This is a genomic window from Paenarthrobacter sp. YIM B13468, assembly GCF_042788025.1.
Classification (GTDB): Bacteria; Actinomycetota; Actinomycetes; order Actinomycetales; family Micrococcaceae; genus Arthrobacter; species Arthrobacter aromaticivorans.
The window spans coordinates 19740-35365 of the sequence record NZ_JBHZPI010000032.1 but is presented as its reverse complement, the minus strand read 5'-3'; the positions used below and the strand labels follow the sequence as shown (position 1 = coordinate 35365).

9 protein-coding genes and 3 pseudogenes are annotated in these 15626 nt (G+C 60.0%); 4 read left to right on the top strand and 8 right to left on the bottom strand.

Going from position 1 to position 15626, the window contains the following annotated elements; all coding sequences use genetic code 11:
• Positions 1-784: 784 nt before the first annotated feature.
• The 4 genes and pseudogenes from ACFX4T_RS23415 to ACFX4T_RS23400 all read right to left on the bottom strand — a co-directional run bounded on the left by ACFX4T_RS23415 (position 785) and on the right by ACFX4T_RS23400 (position 4040).
• Positions 785-1252: pseudogene (locus ACFX4T_RS23415) on the bottom strand (molybdenum cofactor biosynthesis protein MoaE).
• A 6-nt stretch (positions 1253-1258) separates the two neighbouring features.
• Positions 1259-1351 (bottom strand): annotated as a pseudogene (locus ACFX4T_RS23410) (MogA/MoaB family molybdenum cofactor biosynthesis protein); the annotation flags it as partial.
• Positions 1352-1596: 245 nt separating this feature from the next.
• Positions 1597-2061 carry a hypothetical protein gene (locus tag ACFX4T_RS23405; protein WP_377654558.1) on the bottom strand — a complete coding sequence of 155 codons (465 nt, stop codon included), beginning with the start codon at positions 2059-2061 and terminating at the stop codon, positions 1597-1599.
• A 296-nt stretch (positions 2062-2357) separates the two neighbouring features.
• Positions 2358-4040 carry a choline dehydrogenase gene (locus tag ACFX4T_RS23400; RefSeq protein ID WP_377654556.1) on the bottom strand — a complete coding sequence of 561 codons (1683 nt, stop codon included), beginning with the start codon at positions 4038-4040 and terminating at the stop codon, positions 2358-2360.
• Between the two features lie 353 nt (positions 4041-4393).
• Here ACFX4T_RS23400 and ACFX4T_RS23395 point away from each other — a divergent pair, with 353 nt between their 5' ends.
• The 4 genes and pseudogenes from ACFX4T_RS23395 (at position 4394) to ACFX4T_RS23380 (ending at position 11962) form a co-directional block, all read left to right on the top strand.
• A complete protein-coding gene (locus tag ACFX4T_RS23395) occupies positions 4394-5842 on the top strand; it encodes an aldehyde dehydrogenase family protein (protein WP_377654553.1) in 1449 nt (482 codons plus the stop codon).
• 35 nt (positions 5843-5877) lie between these two features.
• Entirely contained in the window at positions 5878-7011 is a 1134-nt protein-coding gene (locus ACFX4T_RS23390; protein WP_377654551.1) for an alcohol dehydrogenase family protein, read from the top strand.
• 340 nt (positions 7012-7351) lie between these two features.
• A complete protein-coding gene (locus ACFX4T_RS23385; protein ID WP_377654549.1) occupies positions 7352-9640 on the top strand; it encodes a molybdopterin-dependent oxidoreductase in 2289 nt (762 codons plus the stop codon).
• Positions 9641-9809: 169 nt separating this feature from the next.
• A pseudogene (locus tag ACFX4T_RS23380) lies at positions 9810-11962 on the top strand (glycogen debranching N-terminal domain-containing protein).
• Between the two features lie 15 nt (positions 11963-11977).
• On the opposite strand, the gene ACFX4T_RS23375 reads toward ACFX4T_RS23380, so the two are convergent.
• From ACFX4T_RS23375 to ACFX4T_RS23360, 4 genes are read right to left on the bottom strand one after another with little or no spacing between them, the layout of a single operon-like run.
• The gene (locus ACFX4T_RS23375) at positions 11978-13417 is read right to left on the bottom strand and encodes a carboxylesterase family protein (protein ID WP_377654548.1); all 1440 of its coding nucleotides are present in this window, start codon (positions 13415-13417) and stop codon (positions 11978-11980) included.
• Between the two features lie 21 nt (positions 13418-13438).
• Positions 13439-14776 (bottom strand): replication-associated recombination protein A, encoded by a 1338-nt coding sequence (locus tag ACFX4T_RS23370; protein WP_377654546.1) that lies wholly within the window; start codon positions 14774-14776, stop codon positions 13439-13441.
• Positions 14773-15132, bottom strand: coding sequence for an MmcQ/YjbR family DNA-binding protein (locus ACFX4T_RS23365; RefSeq protein ID WP_377654544.1), 360 nt, complete (start codon positions 15130-15132; stop codon positions 14773-14775). Before ACFX4T_RS23365 ends, ACFX4T_RS23370 begins: the two co-directional genes overlap by 4 nt.
• Positions 15129-15515, bottom strand: a complete 387-nt coding sequence (locus ACFX4T_RS23360) for an MmcQ/YjbR family DNA-binding protein (RefSeq protein WP_377654542.1) — start codon at positions 15513-15515, stop codon at positions 15129-15131. The genes ACFX4T_RS23365 and ACFX4T_RS23360 overlap by 4 nt, the downstream gene beginning before the upstream one ends.
• Between the last annotated feature and the right edge of the window lie 111 nt (positions 15516-15626).

Below are 15626 nucleotides of genomic sequence, written 5' to 3'. Positions count from 1 at the left end.
TCTTCCACGCAACTGACGGTTACGAAGTATTCTTGCAGCAGCCCCATTTGAACGATCCTCGGCGAACCGCCCACGCTGATACACCCGTCCAGGATTAGAGGACTGAGAATGGGGAGATTTGACAAGGACATGAGCGCTCTGGTGAGTCAGACACTGGCGGGCTTCATGGTGAAGCAACCTAAACAAAGGTGCCGGCACCAATTGATCCGCCATCAAAGCAGCGGGCCACGCCCTGAAGTCTAAGGTCGCTGCTTGTGGAATTTTCCCTGAGCTCCTGACCCTTGAGCGCCTCCCGGTCCGCAGTGGTTCTGTTCGAACCGCTCCGCGAACCACGGAGTCCTTCGTCTCCCGCGGCATTGGTGCACTGGCGCTTCGCCCTTAGGCTCTGCGGCCCGCTCCAAGTAACCCTGAGTTGGTCCGGGCCCCCTGTTCTCGCCTCTCCTCCCATGACGTTCCCCGTGAGCGGCGGGCACGGGGACAGAGCAGTCTGTCGCGAGGACTCGACTGCCATGTGAGTGGTGAAGCGCCAACGTCCCGAAGACGCCGCAGCCAACATCACTGCCCGCCTCGATCAGGTGGGTCTCCCTACCTCAAGCGCACATCTTGCTGTGGTCGGGTCGATCCACGGATGAAGACCCTTCGCCTAAACAGTCGTAGCTGAAGATCACCAGCTCGAAGCCTCCGCCCTGATGTAACCGAAGCGGCCGCCAGTATCCTAGTCACGATTCCTGGACCGGAAACTGCACCATCCATGCCTCCGATTGCCTGACTAAGGGCATGGCTTTTAGTACTTCGGCGGCCTCACAGGATATGCCTTTGGAGGCTGTGGCGTCAGCCGCCGGCCCACCCACTCCACGCTTCCGTCGGCGAAGAACTGTTGCTCCCAGATCGGAACCTGTTCCTTTATTCGACCACCAGTTCGGAGCACAAGGCGAATGCCTGTCCGCTGTGGGCCGCGGAAACCGCGCACACCAGCGCGGGATCGCCGATTTCGAGCACGCAGTGCGGTGGACCGCCCAGATGCGGACGGGTTGCCGGGACCCAGTGCCCTCTCCGGCCGATCTGCTGGCTGCCTCCTGTTCTGTGACAGCTGGCGCGACTACGTCCGTCATCACCTGGTGGGCGATGGGGCGCGCATTGTAGTTACGGCGCCGGCGGTGTCGATTTCCACCGCCGCGATGGCATGGTCCACGGTAATGGGCTCCGCCCTCAGGACAGCGTTGACCACCTCGAGTGATGATTCAGTACTCATGTCGTCTTCCAGCTGGTCGTAGAGATGCCCGATCAACGCGCCCCGGACGGTCAGCCCGTCTAGGGCCCCTTTGGGTGATCCGGGCAGGTTGATGATGAAGGGTTGTTTTAAAGGCATGGGGCGCCACTGTTTGTGAATCAGGCGGCTGAAACACAGAAGGGCTAGTTGGTGCCTCCGTTTGGGTAAACGCTATTTCGCGCTGTGACCCACGAGCGTCCAATTACCGGCACGAAATCTGTTTATATGGCGCCAAATGCCGCCGTATAAACGCTGTCTTTTATCGCTGAAGGTCACACCTGCCAGCAAACGGACCACGGAGCGGAACGTGGATACTCTCTGGCGAATCAGGCGCAGCGCGCAGACCCTACAGCGCGCTGTTCGTCTGATTCCTGCTGCCGCCCAAGTACGCCCGCGTCTGAGCAGTAACCCCTTCCACTGCGCTTGAGGCAGAGGAGACCCAGAAGGTGCCCGCCGGCGTCGACGACAGCAAGCCGTCGGCGCCCCTGATGCTTTAGCCACCCGGTCGTCCGATTGATGGAGCAGTACTCCAAGGCCGTCCTGCCCTCTAGCCGTCCCAGATGCACAGCGGGCGACTCATCGGGTGCTTCGGCTGGAATGTCAGAGCGTTCGATCGTGGTCAGTAGCTCTCCGTTTGCAGCTACAACCGAGGCTATGAGCACGTGATCGTCGGCAAAGAGGGAGCGGACCTCGCCGACAGTCGAGGACGGAGGGAAGGTCTTGGGAATCGTCACCATCAATGCGCCGACTGTGCCGCTCACCGCCCGCGGGGTTTTCTCCTGCCGGTCCACATCTTCTCCCCTCCCCATCTCGGCGCCGTCTCGACCGTCATCGTCAAGGAACGGCAGTCCGTCCAGCGACGTTCGGCTCGAGTTGATATCGAAGATTATTTATCAGTCGGACCTGGTCATCCCCTCATGTCGTCAGGGCGGTCCACGATACGGCCCTGTTCCCGGGCATTCACCCCATCGCACTAAGGAGCGGATCTAGAATTTTCCAAGTGGCCGGCCGCAAGAGGCCGGCCACTCAGACGATCAAGCCGTGCCTGCGGATGCTCGGGAGCCCGCTAGCCAGCTGAAAGGTCGTGTTAAAGGCTCAACCCCTCGGCCGCCGCATGCCGGTAGAAGTCCACGTGTTCGGCAGGGAGCGGATCCTTGTCTAGGATCACGTCGGCCGCTTTCTCGGCGATCATCATGACCGGCGCATAGAGGTTCGCATTAGGGATAGAAGGCATCACCGACGCATCGACAACTCGAAGGCCGTCCACGCCATGTACCCGGAAGGTGTGGGGATCAACGACAGACTGGTCATCGTTACCCATCTTGCAGGTCCCGCAGGGGTGATAGGTCGTCTCGGCATCCTGTGAGACCCATTCGAGGATCTCCTCGTCCGTCTGGACTTCAGGCCCGGGCGAGAGCTCGCCGCCGTTGAATGCTGCGAAAGCGGGCTGGTTCATGAGGGCTCGCGTAGTGCGAACACCGTCAATCCATTCCTGGCGATCACGTTCGGTGGACAGATAGTTGAACGTGGCAACGGGTTGCTCGAACGGATCGCTGTTCCGCAACTTGATGTGCCCCTTCGACTGTGGCTGCTGCGGACCGAGATTGATCTGGTAGGCGTGAGGAGTCTCCGCGGGAGTGCCGTCGTTCCGCACCCCAAGCGTGAGCATGGTCATCATCAGGTTCGGCATCGGGGCGTCATCGAAAGAGCGAACGAAGCCGCCACCCTCAAAGTGATTTGACGCACCCGGTCCGGTCTTATTGAACAACCACTTAAGACCTGTCATCGGGTAGGTGTACTTCTTGACGATGCTTTGATTGGAGACGGGCTGCTTGCACTCGAACATGATGAACGCTTCCAGGTGATCCTGGAGGTTCTCGCCGACGCCAGGCAGGTCGGCCACAACGTCGATTCCGTGCTGCTTAAGCTCGGCCGCATTACCGACGCCCGAAAGCTGCAGCAGCTGCGGCGAATTGTACGCACCACCGCTCAGAATAACTTCAGCGCCTCTCGCGATGTTCCGCTTCCGGAACCTAGTAGCAAACTCGACGCCGACTGCCCGGGTCCCCTCGAAGACCACCCGCGTTGCTCGAGCACCTGTGATGACATCGAGGTTCTTTCGCTTCTTCGCGGGGGCAAAGTAAGTGCGCGCAGCGTTGTAACGTTCACCGTTTTCGATGTTTGAATCGAATGAGGAGAAACCCTCCTGCCGGTAGCCGTTCACGTTGTTGACGAGTTCGTAGCCCGATTGCTCAGCCGCCTCAAAGAGCGCATCGAACAGCGGGTTTCGCGTTCCGTTGTGATGATGCTGATTAACTGGAATAGGTCCCGATTGTCCGCGGTACTCGCCGGTCGGATCCGAGCCCTTGAACGTCTCGATCCGCTTGAAGTACGGAAGAACGTGCGCGTAATCCCATTCTTCGGCTCCTGTCTCTTGAGCCCAACGCTCGTAGACGAGTGGATTGGCGCGCTGATAGAACATCCCGTTAATCGAACTGCTTCCACCCATGACCCTGCCGTGATAGTGGTCAATTCGACGACCTTTAAGCCCTGTCTCCGGCTCAGACTTGGTGCGCCAGTCATAGAAAGGGTGACCCATGAGGAACAGGAATGCTGCTGGCACCCGGATGGGGACATCAAGTGAGGAGTACCTGTGACCTGCTTCAAGGACCAATACTCGGTTTTGTGGATCTTCGCTCAGACGGTTCGCGAGGACGCAACCTGCGGAACCTCCCCCAACAATGATGTAGTCATAAGCATCAAGCTTCATTGTTTTGTCCTCACTTGGTAGATGGCGTCGTCGAGCGGCGTCGTTCGACTGAAAGCCAAGGCCTTAGCAACATCTTTCCGCAGGTGCGCAGGCGTGGCGCTAGGGAAGATTACGAAGTACCGGAGGAGATCTTGTGAGCCGTGACATATCAGTGGATCTCACGGTTGTCAGACGGAACGACCCCGGAAGCCCGGTCCGCACGCCCTCACATGGCTGGCAGTTGTGCCACGGCCCACATTTCTGCATTCGCTTCAGAAAATCTACGAGGCGCGATCCATCACGGAAAGCCATGATGGAACTTGACAGTGACCACATCTGGACGACTAGCACGACCACTGAGGAGCAACTCGACAATGACTCTGGAAAGCATGGACTTTATGGCCTTTGCAGAAACGTACCTCGCTGATGAGAAAGGTGAAGACGCTTCGAAGGTATTCAACCCGGCGACCGGAGACGTGATCGCCAGATTCCCCATAGCGTCTGATTCCGACGTGGATGCTGCCGTGCAGCGAGCCTCTGAGGCTTTCAAGACTTGGGGAAGCACCTCACCCGCTGAGCGCGCGGCCGTTCTGCTTAAGATCGCTGATGCGGTGGAGCAGGAGACCGATGAGTTCGCGCGGATCGAGAGCCTGAACGTGGGGCTTCCCATCGGAGATGTGCGCGACTTCGTAGTGCCGACGGTTGTGGATGTTCTTCGCTTCTTCGCGGGGGCTGCCCGCATCTCGACGGCGCCCGCCGTCGACGAGTACGACAACGAGAGTACCTCATGGGTTCGCCGCGAGCCGCTCGGTGTGGTCGGTCTCATCACGCCCTGGAACTACCCTTTGCTGATGGGAGCTTGGAAGATCGCGCCGGCACTCGCGGCCGGGAACACTCTGCTGCTCAAGCCGGCGACCGTTACGCCACTCAGTACGATCAAACTGGTTGAGATCGCCAACCGTTTCCTTCCTGAAGGCGTGATCAACCTCATCCTGGGTAGCGGATCAGCGGGCACCGCGATGGCCAAGCACCCAGGAATTCGAAAGATCGCATTTACCGGCGCAACCTCCACCGGCAAGTTTGTAGCAGCAACGGCTGCAGAGACCGTCAAGAAGGTGGGCCTCGAGCTCGGCGGCAAGGCCCCTGTGCTGGTGTTCGCGGATAGCCCCATCCGTCAGACGGCCAGGGACCTCGTGACTTTCGGGTATTCGGGCGCTGGCCAGGATTGCACCGCTGCTTGCCGCATCATCGTTGAAGAGTCTGTCTATGAGGAATTCGTCGAGGCTTACTCTGAGGAAGTCAGCAAACTTGTCCTCGGCGACCCCTCCGACCCTGCCACCACGCTGGGGCCAGTAATTTCGGAAAAGCAACTGAAGTCCGTCCTCGGTTTCATCGAACGCGCACGGGACGCCGGCAACACAATCAAGGCGGGCGGGCGACAGGCAGATCGTCCAGGCTGGTTTATCGAACCTACTGTGATCACCGACGTCAAACAGACAGACGAGATCGTTCAGAGCGAGGTGTTCGGCCCGGTGGTGAGTATCCAGTCGGCAAAAAGCGACGACGAAATGCTGCAGCTCGCCAACGACGTCAACTACGGCCTGTCGGCCAGCGTGTGGACGACCAACCTTGCGCGCACGCTGCGCTTCAGCAAAGAACTTCGCTTCGGCACGGTGTGGGTCAACCAACACACGCCGAATGTATCTGAGATGCCATTCGGCGGATACGGCGAGTCGGGCTACGGTCGCGAGCTATCGCTGCACGGCCTGGACGAGTACTCCCAGCTGAAGCACGTCATGGTCAAGCCTGGGCTCGACCTTTAAGAACCGGGGAGGACTAAGAGATGACAGAGAGTTCAGTGAGCACGATTACAAACATTCCCACAAAGATGGCCGCTGTCCAGCTGGTCGGCCACGGCGGCCTCGACCAGCTGGTGTATCGGACTGACGTGCCGACCCCAGTGGCGGGGCCGGGAGAAGTGCTGGTCAAGGTTGGTGCGTGCGCGCTCAACAATACTGAAATCAACACACGCACAGGCTGGTACGACCGCGTCGTAGAAGAGTCTGTCTCAGAGGAACTTGGGCGGTCGGGGCGCGATGATGACGCCGGTGCCACGTGGAATAGCGCGAAAATGTCGTTTCCCCGCGTTCAGGGGGCCTCGGTGGCTGGAACCATCGTGGCGGTCGGGGAAGGAGTGGATGAAAGCCGGATCGGTACTCGAATCGTCGTCGACCCGTCTGTTCGGGACCCGAAGCTTCCCCGCCGTGCACAGATCGTTGAGTACCTCGGTGGTGACCGGGACGGAGGATTCGCGGAGTATGTGCCTGTGCCGTCCGTGAACGCGCATAGCATCAGCACCGACCTCAGTGATGCTGAGCTCGCCACTTTCCCCTGCTCTTATGACACCGCCGAGGAGATGCTGGCCAGGACCGAGCTGAGCGACGGCGAGACCGTTGTCGTCACCGGCGCCGCCGGTGGAGTGGGCACCGCGACAATCCAGCTTGCGCAGGCACGTGGCGCCCGTGTTATCGCCATTGCGAGTGCTGGCAAAGAGGCCCGGCTACGGGAACTCGGCGTGGACGGATTTGTCCCTCGAGACGTGCCGGACCTGGCAGCTGCCGTCGCAGCTGTCATCGGTGAACGTGGAGCCGACGTCGTCATCGATGTTGTGGGAGGCAGCATGTTCGAAAGTCTGCTCCTGATGCTGAGGCGTGGGGGTCGGTACGCTACGGCTGGAGCCATCGGTGGACCCGTGAGCCGCATCGACCTTCGGGAGCTCATTTATAAGGACCTGGAATTGCACGGGATCACTAACCCGACGCCGGAGACCTTCGCACGGCTTGTCAGCCTTATCGAGGAGGGAAAGATCAAGCCTCTCGTCGAAGAAGTCTTTCCACTCTCTGAGCTCACGAAGGCTCAGGAAACGATGCTGAAGAGGACCCATATCGGCAAGATTGTGGTCACGCCCGAAGGTTCCACAACTTCCGATTGACGTACGCGTAACTGGAAACAGCTGAAGGCGCTGGCCGGGGAGTAGATGCTCCCGGTCGGCGTTTTCGCTTTTGCCGGCCTCGAGGCAGACGACGGCGACGGACGCCTCTTCCAGGTGCGCGTCGCCGTCGTCAGTTAATCAGGGCACGGGACGAATAGATCGGTACGTCCAATCAGAGGTCGTTTGGAGTTTCCCCGATCACACGAGGCAGCTGTCGTCTCTACTCCAATGTCCAAGCTCCTGTTCCGGACCTAATCTTTTTTCAGAATGGCCTGGTACGTCCAAGGACGTGAACGGGTCCAGATCGACGTACTTGACACGACGCAAGGGGACCCAAAGCATGGGCACGCATTTGACACACTGGGGAGCCTTCGAAGCTGAGAGCGACGGAACGTCTCTGCGGTCCGTCAAGCCATGGTCTGGAGATCCGGATCCCAGAGACATTCTCGATAATGTGGCCTCAGCGCAACATCATCCAACTCGCGTGCTGCGCCCGGCAGTTCGTTCGGGATGGCTGGAAAACGGGCCGGGAAGTGGATCAGGACGTGGTTCCGAGACCTTCGTAGAGGTGTCTTGGGAACGGGCCATAGAGCTGGTCAGTTCGGAGCTCAAACGGGTCTACGCGGAATACGGTCCCATGGCTGTATACGGCTGCTCGTACGGATGGGCCAGCGCCGGCCGCTTCCATCACACCCAAAGCCAAATCCACAGATTCCTGAACTCCTTGGGCGGATATGTTGCAGGTGTGACTGACTACAGTTACGGGGCCTCCGGCGTCGTGCTTCCCCACGTCATCGCTCCCCCGGGTGAAATTATGGCGAAGGCAACGTCATGGGACGTGGTCAGCCGGAACACCGAACTGTTCGTTGCCTTTGGCGGATTGTCAGAAAAAAACAGTGGAATAGGCCCGGGTGGAATTGGCCGCCATGTCGCCCGAAACGCTATCAAGGACGCGGTTGCTCGAGGCTGCCGCTTCATTGATGTATCACCAATCGCCGATGATACCTATGCGGAGGCCAAGGCCGAATGGATCGCGCCAGTTCCCGGCAGTGATGCCGCTTTGATGCTGGCACTGGCCTTCGTTCTGGATGCGGAAAACCTGGCTGACTCGGAGTTCCTGGATCGCTATTGCGTTGGGGTAGATAAATTCTTGTCCTATGTCCGGGGTGACGTTGACGGAGCACCCAAGAACCCCGAGTGGGCAGAAAAGTTAACATCGATACCCGCCGAACGAATCGTTCGGCTTGCGCGCGAGATGGCGGCTTCGCGGACAATGATCAACATCAGTTGGTCAATGCAGCGACAGCAGCATGGCGAGCAACCTGTTTGGCTCGGGGTCACGCTGGCCGCCATGCTGGGCCAGATCGGCCTGCCCGGTGGTGGCTTCCAGCATGGATATGGTTCCTCTGCAGACGTCGGGTTGCCCCTGCGAGTGTCCAGCGCTCCTTCCTTTCCCCAGGGGCGGAACCAAGAATCGTCCTACATCCCTGTCTCGCGGATCTCGGACATGCTGCTCGAACCGGGTAGCCAGATCGACTTCAATGGCAATCGTCTGACTCTGCCGAAAATCGAGCTAATCTATTGGGCCGGTGGCAACCCCTTCCATCACCACCAGGACTTGGCCAAATTCCGTAGGGCCTGGTCAAAGCCGGCAACCGTCATCGTCAATGAGCAGTTCTGGACCAGTACGGCGCGGCATGCCGACATAGTTCTGCCTGCAACAATGACGTTTGAGCGAAACGATTATGGGGCCGGTCGTAACGACCCCACATTCTTCCCCATGCACGCTCTGACAGCACCTGCTGGAGAAGCACGGGACGATTTCGATATCTTCGCCGCCGTGGCAGAAAAAATGGGACGAGGGGAAGCATTCACCGAAAACCGGGACACCATGGGCTGGCTTCGCCATCTATACGACGGGTGGCAGAAGAGGCTCGCCGACAAGGGAACCACCGTGGTGGATTTCGACACATTCTGGGCGAGCGAGAAGATCGAAATCCCGGTGATAAATAGGGATCAGGTCCTTTTTTCCGACTTCCGGCGGGATCCAATTGGGCATCCGCTGGCCACCCCCAGCGGCAAGATCGAGATTTTCTCCTCGACGATCGAAAGTTTCGGCTACGCTGACTGTCCCGGTCATCCCGTCTGGATTGAGCCGGACGAATGGCTTGGATCAGCCGGAGACTACCCACTGCACCTTATAGCGAATCAACCGAAGACCAAGCTGCACAGCCAGCTGGACATAGGGGCCACCAGTCAAAGGTCCAAAATACAGGGACGTGAGCCCCTGCGTATGAATCCTAAAGATGCCGCCGCCCGTGGGCTCTCGGACGGAGAGGTCGTTTTACTGAGAAACGACCGTGGAAGATGCTTGGCCGGCCTTGTAATTTCGACGGCAATTCGTCCGGGTGTTGTTCAGCTTTCAGCAGGGGCCTGGTACGATCCGGCACCTGACGATCCATCGTTTTGTCGTCACGGGAATCCCAATGTGCTGACATCCGACAGGCCGTCCTCAAGTCTTTCGCAAGCCACTACTGCACAGCATGCACTTGTTCAGGTTGAGGCTTGGTCAGGCGACATTCCCGAGCTGGATGTGCTCACGCCGCCCGTGTTTGTGCAGGAGCAGTAGGAGGCAATGTGCGTACCCGGTTTTGGGCACGCACAGCTCAAGGTTCTCCTTCAAACGGGCTGGCCTAAACCCCCAGGCGAGAGTAGCGTCCATTTCGGAGGAATGTTCACTTGCGCCCGTGTGGCGCATCGGTGGCTAAACGGCGCTGGCCTTTATTCGGGAGGCTGCGATGTCCGGTTGGAATGCTGATAATGCTGCGGGGCCTGTAGGAGCCGGAACAGTCACCCTGGTTGAGGGTTCATCATTCTGCATCTCCATGGGGAACGGAGATATCCATCCCGGGAATCCACATGGCCTTTTCGTCCGGGACACTCGCATCCTGTCGCACTGGGGCCTGATCGTTAACGGCCACGTCGTAGAAGAGCTGGGGGCCGAAACAAAGGAACCCTACCGCGCCCTTTTTGCGGGACGTGTTCCCGGCTTGAACGGGCATGCCGACAGCGCCCTTATCGTGGAGCGGCTGCGCGAACTGGGGTCCGGAATCCACGAACAGATCACCGTTCGGAACTACTCGCTGGCTGCAACCGACTGCGTGGTTTCGCTAAAGGTCGCAGCCGATTTCGCTGATCTTTTCGATTGAAGGAAGCGCGAACAAAAAGGCGTTGGGCCGAAACCTCCCAGAGCCAGGGCGATGAGCTGGTTCTTCACGCCACTTGGCAAGATGTCAGAAAGGGCGTCGTTATCCGCGCACCCGGCGCAGAGCTAACGCCCGGAACTTTGACATATAGGGTGACCATTGAACCGCACGGCCAGTGGAGTACCGCCCTGACGGTAATGCCCGAAACCGAGGGCGGCAGTCGTCCGCCGTCTTTCGTCCGCGCTGACGGCGAACTCTCCCCCAGTGACCTGCGCCGACAACAGTGGGTAGCCAAGATTCCGGTCCTGCACATGGGCAACCGGTCAATCGAACGGACCATGCGGCGTAGCTATGATGACCTGGGTGCACTCAGGATCGAGGACCCGACCCACCCGGACCGGGTTGTCGTGGCCGCCGGTGCCCCCTGGTTCATGACCCTTTTCGGCCGCGACTCATTATGGGCATCGGAGATGTCCCTTCCGATTGATCCCTCCTTAGCGCTGGGCACCCTGCAAACGCTGGCCGACCGCCAGGGGCGAGCAGTAGATCCTATAAGCGAAGAAGAACCCGGCAAGATTCTGCATGAGGTCAGGTTCGATGTGTCCAGTGGCTTGGCTCTCGGAGGCAAGGCCGCCTATTACGGCAGCGTTGATGCCACCCCATTGTTCGTCATGGTTCTCGGATCGGTCAGTCGTTGGGGCTTCGCTGCGGACACCATCGCCGCCCTGCTGCCTCACGCAGACCGCGCACTGGAGTGGATCCGGAACTACGGCGACAAGGACGGCGACGGTTTTGTCGAATATGAACGCCTGAACCAGCGCGGCCTGATCAACCAGGGCTGGAAGGATTCATGGGACGGCATCAATTTCGCCGACGGAAGTATGCCCGAGCCACCGATAGCCCTGAGTGAGGTCCAAGCCTATGTTTACGGGGCCTACGCGGCCCGCGCGTGGATGGCTTATGACGCCGGAGACGATGCTCTGGGCAACGAGTACGCCGATCTTATGGTGAAACTAAAGAAACGCTTCAACGAGGAATTCTGGATGCCGGAACGGGGCTATTACGCCGTTGCCTTGGACGGAAAGAAGCGCCAAGTAGACGCGTGTGCTTCCAACATGGGTCACTGCCTATGGCTGGGCCTCGTGGACGAGGACAAGGCACCATCGGTCGTGGAGCACCTTATGTCCCCGGAAATGTTCAGCGGATGGGGCGTCCGAACCTTAGCCACAAACATGGGTGCTTATAACCCTGCCAGCTATCACAACGGGTCCGTTTGGCCTCACGACAACGCCATTATCGCAGCCGGACTCCTGCGATATGGGTTCGTGGACGAGGCCCAACGAATCTCGACTGCATTACTGGAGGCGGCCGAGTTTTCAGACGGCCGCCTCCCTGAGTTGTTTTGCGGATTCAGCCGGGACCAATTCGCTGTCCCGCTGCCCTATCCCACCGCGTGTTCGCCTCAAGCTTGGGCGGCAACGACGCCCATTCTGCTTGTGACAGGTCTCATGCAGTACGACGCCCACGTCTCCCGCGGCGGAGTGTGGATGGACCCGGTCCTTCCCGCGTCTTTCGGCGATGTCCACATCACCAACGCGCCTATGGCGGGGGGACGGATAACCATCGACATCTCAAACTCCGTCCCCCAAGTTATGGGACTACCTGAAGAGGTGACTTTTTATCGGGGTCACAGGCCATGGATTACGGAGCTGGTAGAGCAAGCCGATCGACGCCGGAAGGGCTAACAGCCTCTCTGAAGGTTACGGCCGCTCTATATCTGCGAATGTTTGAAGGACTTCGATCGCGTGGGTGGTGGGGTCGTATGGCATGTTGCCAATGCCTTTTGAGATCGGTTCGGTGGTGACTGGTTCCCACAGTTCTTCGGACTTGCGTGTGGCTAGGGCGAGCAGGGCGTCGCGAACGAACGTGTCGCGGATGATTTGGTCGTTGCTTGCGCCGGGTCGTTTTTGTCCGACGATGCCGTACATTTCCGTACCGTGCACGGCTTCTGCTCCTTCGAGAGGGCCGACGGCGAGGAGGTGTGCCCGTCCCCCGGCGGCGGTGTGCGCGAGTGCGCCCCGGACCTGGGGCAGTGTGAAGGAGTAGTTGGTCAACAGGGCGCTACGCACTTGGATGGGAGTGCGGCCGTCGGTGTCGAACGCGGCGACGATCTTCTGGGCGCGGCTGCGTGGGATGCGGTTCCTGTGGGAGAACTCATCGACCAAGCCCTCGATGCTGCCTGGGTCGAAGTCTTCTGCCTTGTGGTTGACCCACCAGTCGGTTTCGCCGGTGGTGCTGCTGAACAGGATGTCGATGTCCTTGTGCTTTCCGGACTCGAGGACGTTCATGGGGTGGTCGGTAAGGACACCGCCGGGCTGGTTCCGGTCATCGACGACGGCGATCACGTCACTGTCCACGCCGTGCGCCGCGCCGGGGTCCGCGGACTGTGTCTGTGCCATCGTTTCGGCAAGCAGCTGCGCGTCGATGTTCAGTAGCTGTTCAGGGTCGTCCTTGATTCCGAGGGCCGCGAGGACTGCGTGTGCGCGTTCTTCGGCCCCCCAGGCGGGGACCTGACGTGATGGCATGCCGGAAAAGGCAGCGATGTGGTGGTAAAGCCCATCGGCCGAGGGTGCTGCGAGCAAGGCCAGCGCGGAGAAAGCGCCGGCGCTGTGGCCGGTAACGGTGACGTTGTCCGGGTCACCGCCGAACCTGGCAATGTTCTCCCGCACCCAACGCAACGCAGTGATGATGTCCTGCATGCCAAGGTTGGTGGCTTCCTCGAGCGCACCGCCGTATTGGGAAAGGGAGAGCGCACCGAACGCGCCGAGGCGGTAGTTGATGGAGACGCCGACGACGCGCCCGGTCGCGGCGAGCCCGGAGACGTTTGAGGTGGTTTGGGTGTTCGCGCCGAGCATCCATCCGCCGCCGAAGATGTAGACGACAACAGGCAGAGGCGCATCCCCGGCGTCCTCAGGAGCCCAGACGTTGAGGTTCAGGCAGTCCTCACTGAATCCGTTGTCGGCCTCCAACCACGAGGTGTCCCCGGCTTGCAGAGGTGCAGGCCCTTTCCGGTCGTACGGCAGGTCAGGGTTAAACGGAAGAAGAACGGGCCGGCGGAATCGTTCAGCACTGGCGAACGGAATGCCAAGCCACGAATGAACGGCATGCTCGTTGCTGAGGGTGTCGTTGCTATCGGTCATCGGTGAGGCCTTTCTGGGAGCTCAATCGGGGTCGGGGGTCGTGGAATCGTTGCGGGTAGAAGCGTTTGGGACGGCTGCCCGCATCTCTGCCCAGTGATGGATCCGTTCGGTGATGGCGCGTTCGTAACCATTGGTGGTGGGTTCGTAGAAGGTCTGCCGGGGCATGCCCTCGGGAAAGTAGTCGGCGCCAGAGAAACCGGTTTCGGTGTCCGGGTCGTATTGGTAGCCCTTGCCGTAGCCGAGGTCTTTCATCAGCCGGGTGGGGGCATTGAGGATGTGAGCAGGCGGCATCAACGAACCGGTGCGTCGGGCTGCATCGCAAGCCCTGTTGAAGCCGCGGTACACGCCGATCGACTTCGGTGCAGTTGCCAGGTAAATCACGGCCTGGGCGATGGCGAGTTCACCTTCCGGGGAGCCGAGGCGTTCATAGACATCCCAAGCGGCGAGGGCCTGCTGAACCGCGTTGGGGTCGGCCATGCCAATGTCTTCGGTGGCGAACCGCGTGATGCGGCGCGCGATAAACAGCGGGTCCTCGCCGCCGTCGAGCATTCTAGCCAACCAGTACAGTGCTGCGTCCGGGTCCGAACCACGCATCGACTTGTGGAGCGCCGAAATGAGGTTATAGTGGCCTTCCTGCGCTTTGTCGTATTGGGGTGAGCGCTTCTGTACGGCAGCGGCGAGGGTCGTCGGACCAACAGGTGCAGGGAGCGACTGGACTTGCTCGATCATGTTCAGCAGGTATCTGCCGTCTCCGTCTGCCATGGCCACGAGCGCCTGTCGGGCGTTCCCGTCAAGTGGCAGGGGTGCACCGAGGGTGTCTTCTGCGCGTTTGGTAATGGTGTTGAGAGCGGCATCGTCGAGGCGCTTGAGGACGAATACCTGGCAACGGGACAGCAATGCGCCGTTGAGTTCGAAGCTGGGGTTTTCGGTGGTTGCCCCGACCAGAACGATCGTGCCGTCTTCGACGTAGGGCAGGAACGAGTCCTGCTGGGCGCGGTTGAAACGATGAATCTCGTCGACGAAGAGCAACGTTCCCTGCCCGATCTCGCGGCGGCGCTGGGCTGCTTGGAAGACTTTGCGAAGGTCCGCAACCCCGGAGAAGGTGGCCGAGAGCGGTTCGAACACCAGGTTTGTTTGCTCTGCGAGGAGGCGGGCGATGGTGGTCTTCCCACAGCCGGGAGGGCCCCACAGGATCATCGAAACGAGTCGTTGCACCCCGACCATGCGCCCGATCGGGGCGTGGGCGGCAAGAAGGTGGTCCTGGCCGACGACGTCGGCAAGGGTGCGTGGGCGCAGTCGATCGGCAAGGGGCCTGGAGGAATCTTCCATCTCAAACAGCGACGGCGGCTGCTCGCTCACGACTGCCGCTCGGCTCGACGGCCGGAGGCGAGATCATAGGAGTCCTGAACCAGGTTCTCAATGAACCGCTTTGTGATGCCTGGACCGGGTGCGATAGAGATCCAATGCCGTTTGTCCAAATAGTGCCCGGAAGTGATCGTGTCATAATCGCGTCGGAGCGCGTCTGCGTGGTCGGGGTCGGCCTTGACGGTGATGATCTGCTGATCCGGGTCGTCCTCGGTGATGATGAGGAAAACCTTGCCACGCACCTTCCAGACATCCAGGTGTGGCGTGAACGGCCGGTCATTGCCGACCTCCCACAACGCCGCTGCGGCATCGCGGGCGGTCTGTTGCAGCGTGTCGCCGGCGAGGGTCATCGGTCTGCCTTGCCAAACAGGGCGGGATCCACCGGACGGTTCGCCCTGGGCAGATTTTCGACGACGAGCAGATAGGACTCTGTGACCAACTCGTCGATGAGGGTCTTCTTCAGGGTTCCTCCCGGGTGCAGCGTGATCCAGTGCTGCTTGTTCATGTGATAACCGGGGGTGATGTCATCGCGCTCCTCGCGGAGCGATTGCGCGTCTTCCGGGTCTGCCTTGACGATAACGATGGGTTGGCCGGTGACCTCAGTCATCAGCATGAAGACCTTGCCCCGCACCTTGAACACTTCCCAGTCTGGTCCGAACGGGTGCTCCAGATGCGTGCCGGGGAGTTCTTGCACCCTCGCCCGGGCAAGCGCCTGCAGCTTTTCGCCATTCATACGATGGCCTCCGTCCTGTACTAGATTGTAGTCATGTACGTACACATGTACGCAGTTCTTTTATGCACAAGTGTACGCACAGCTGTACGCACTAGGTCAAACATTGGAGAA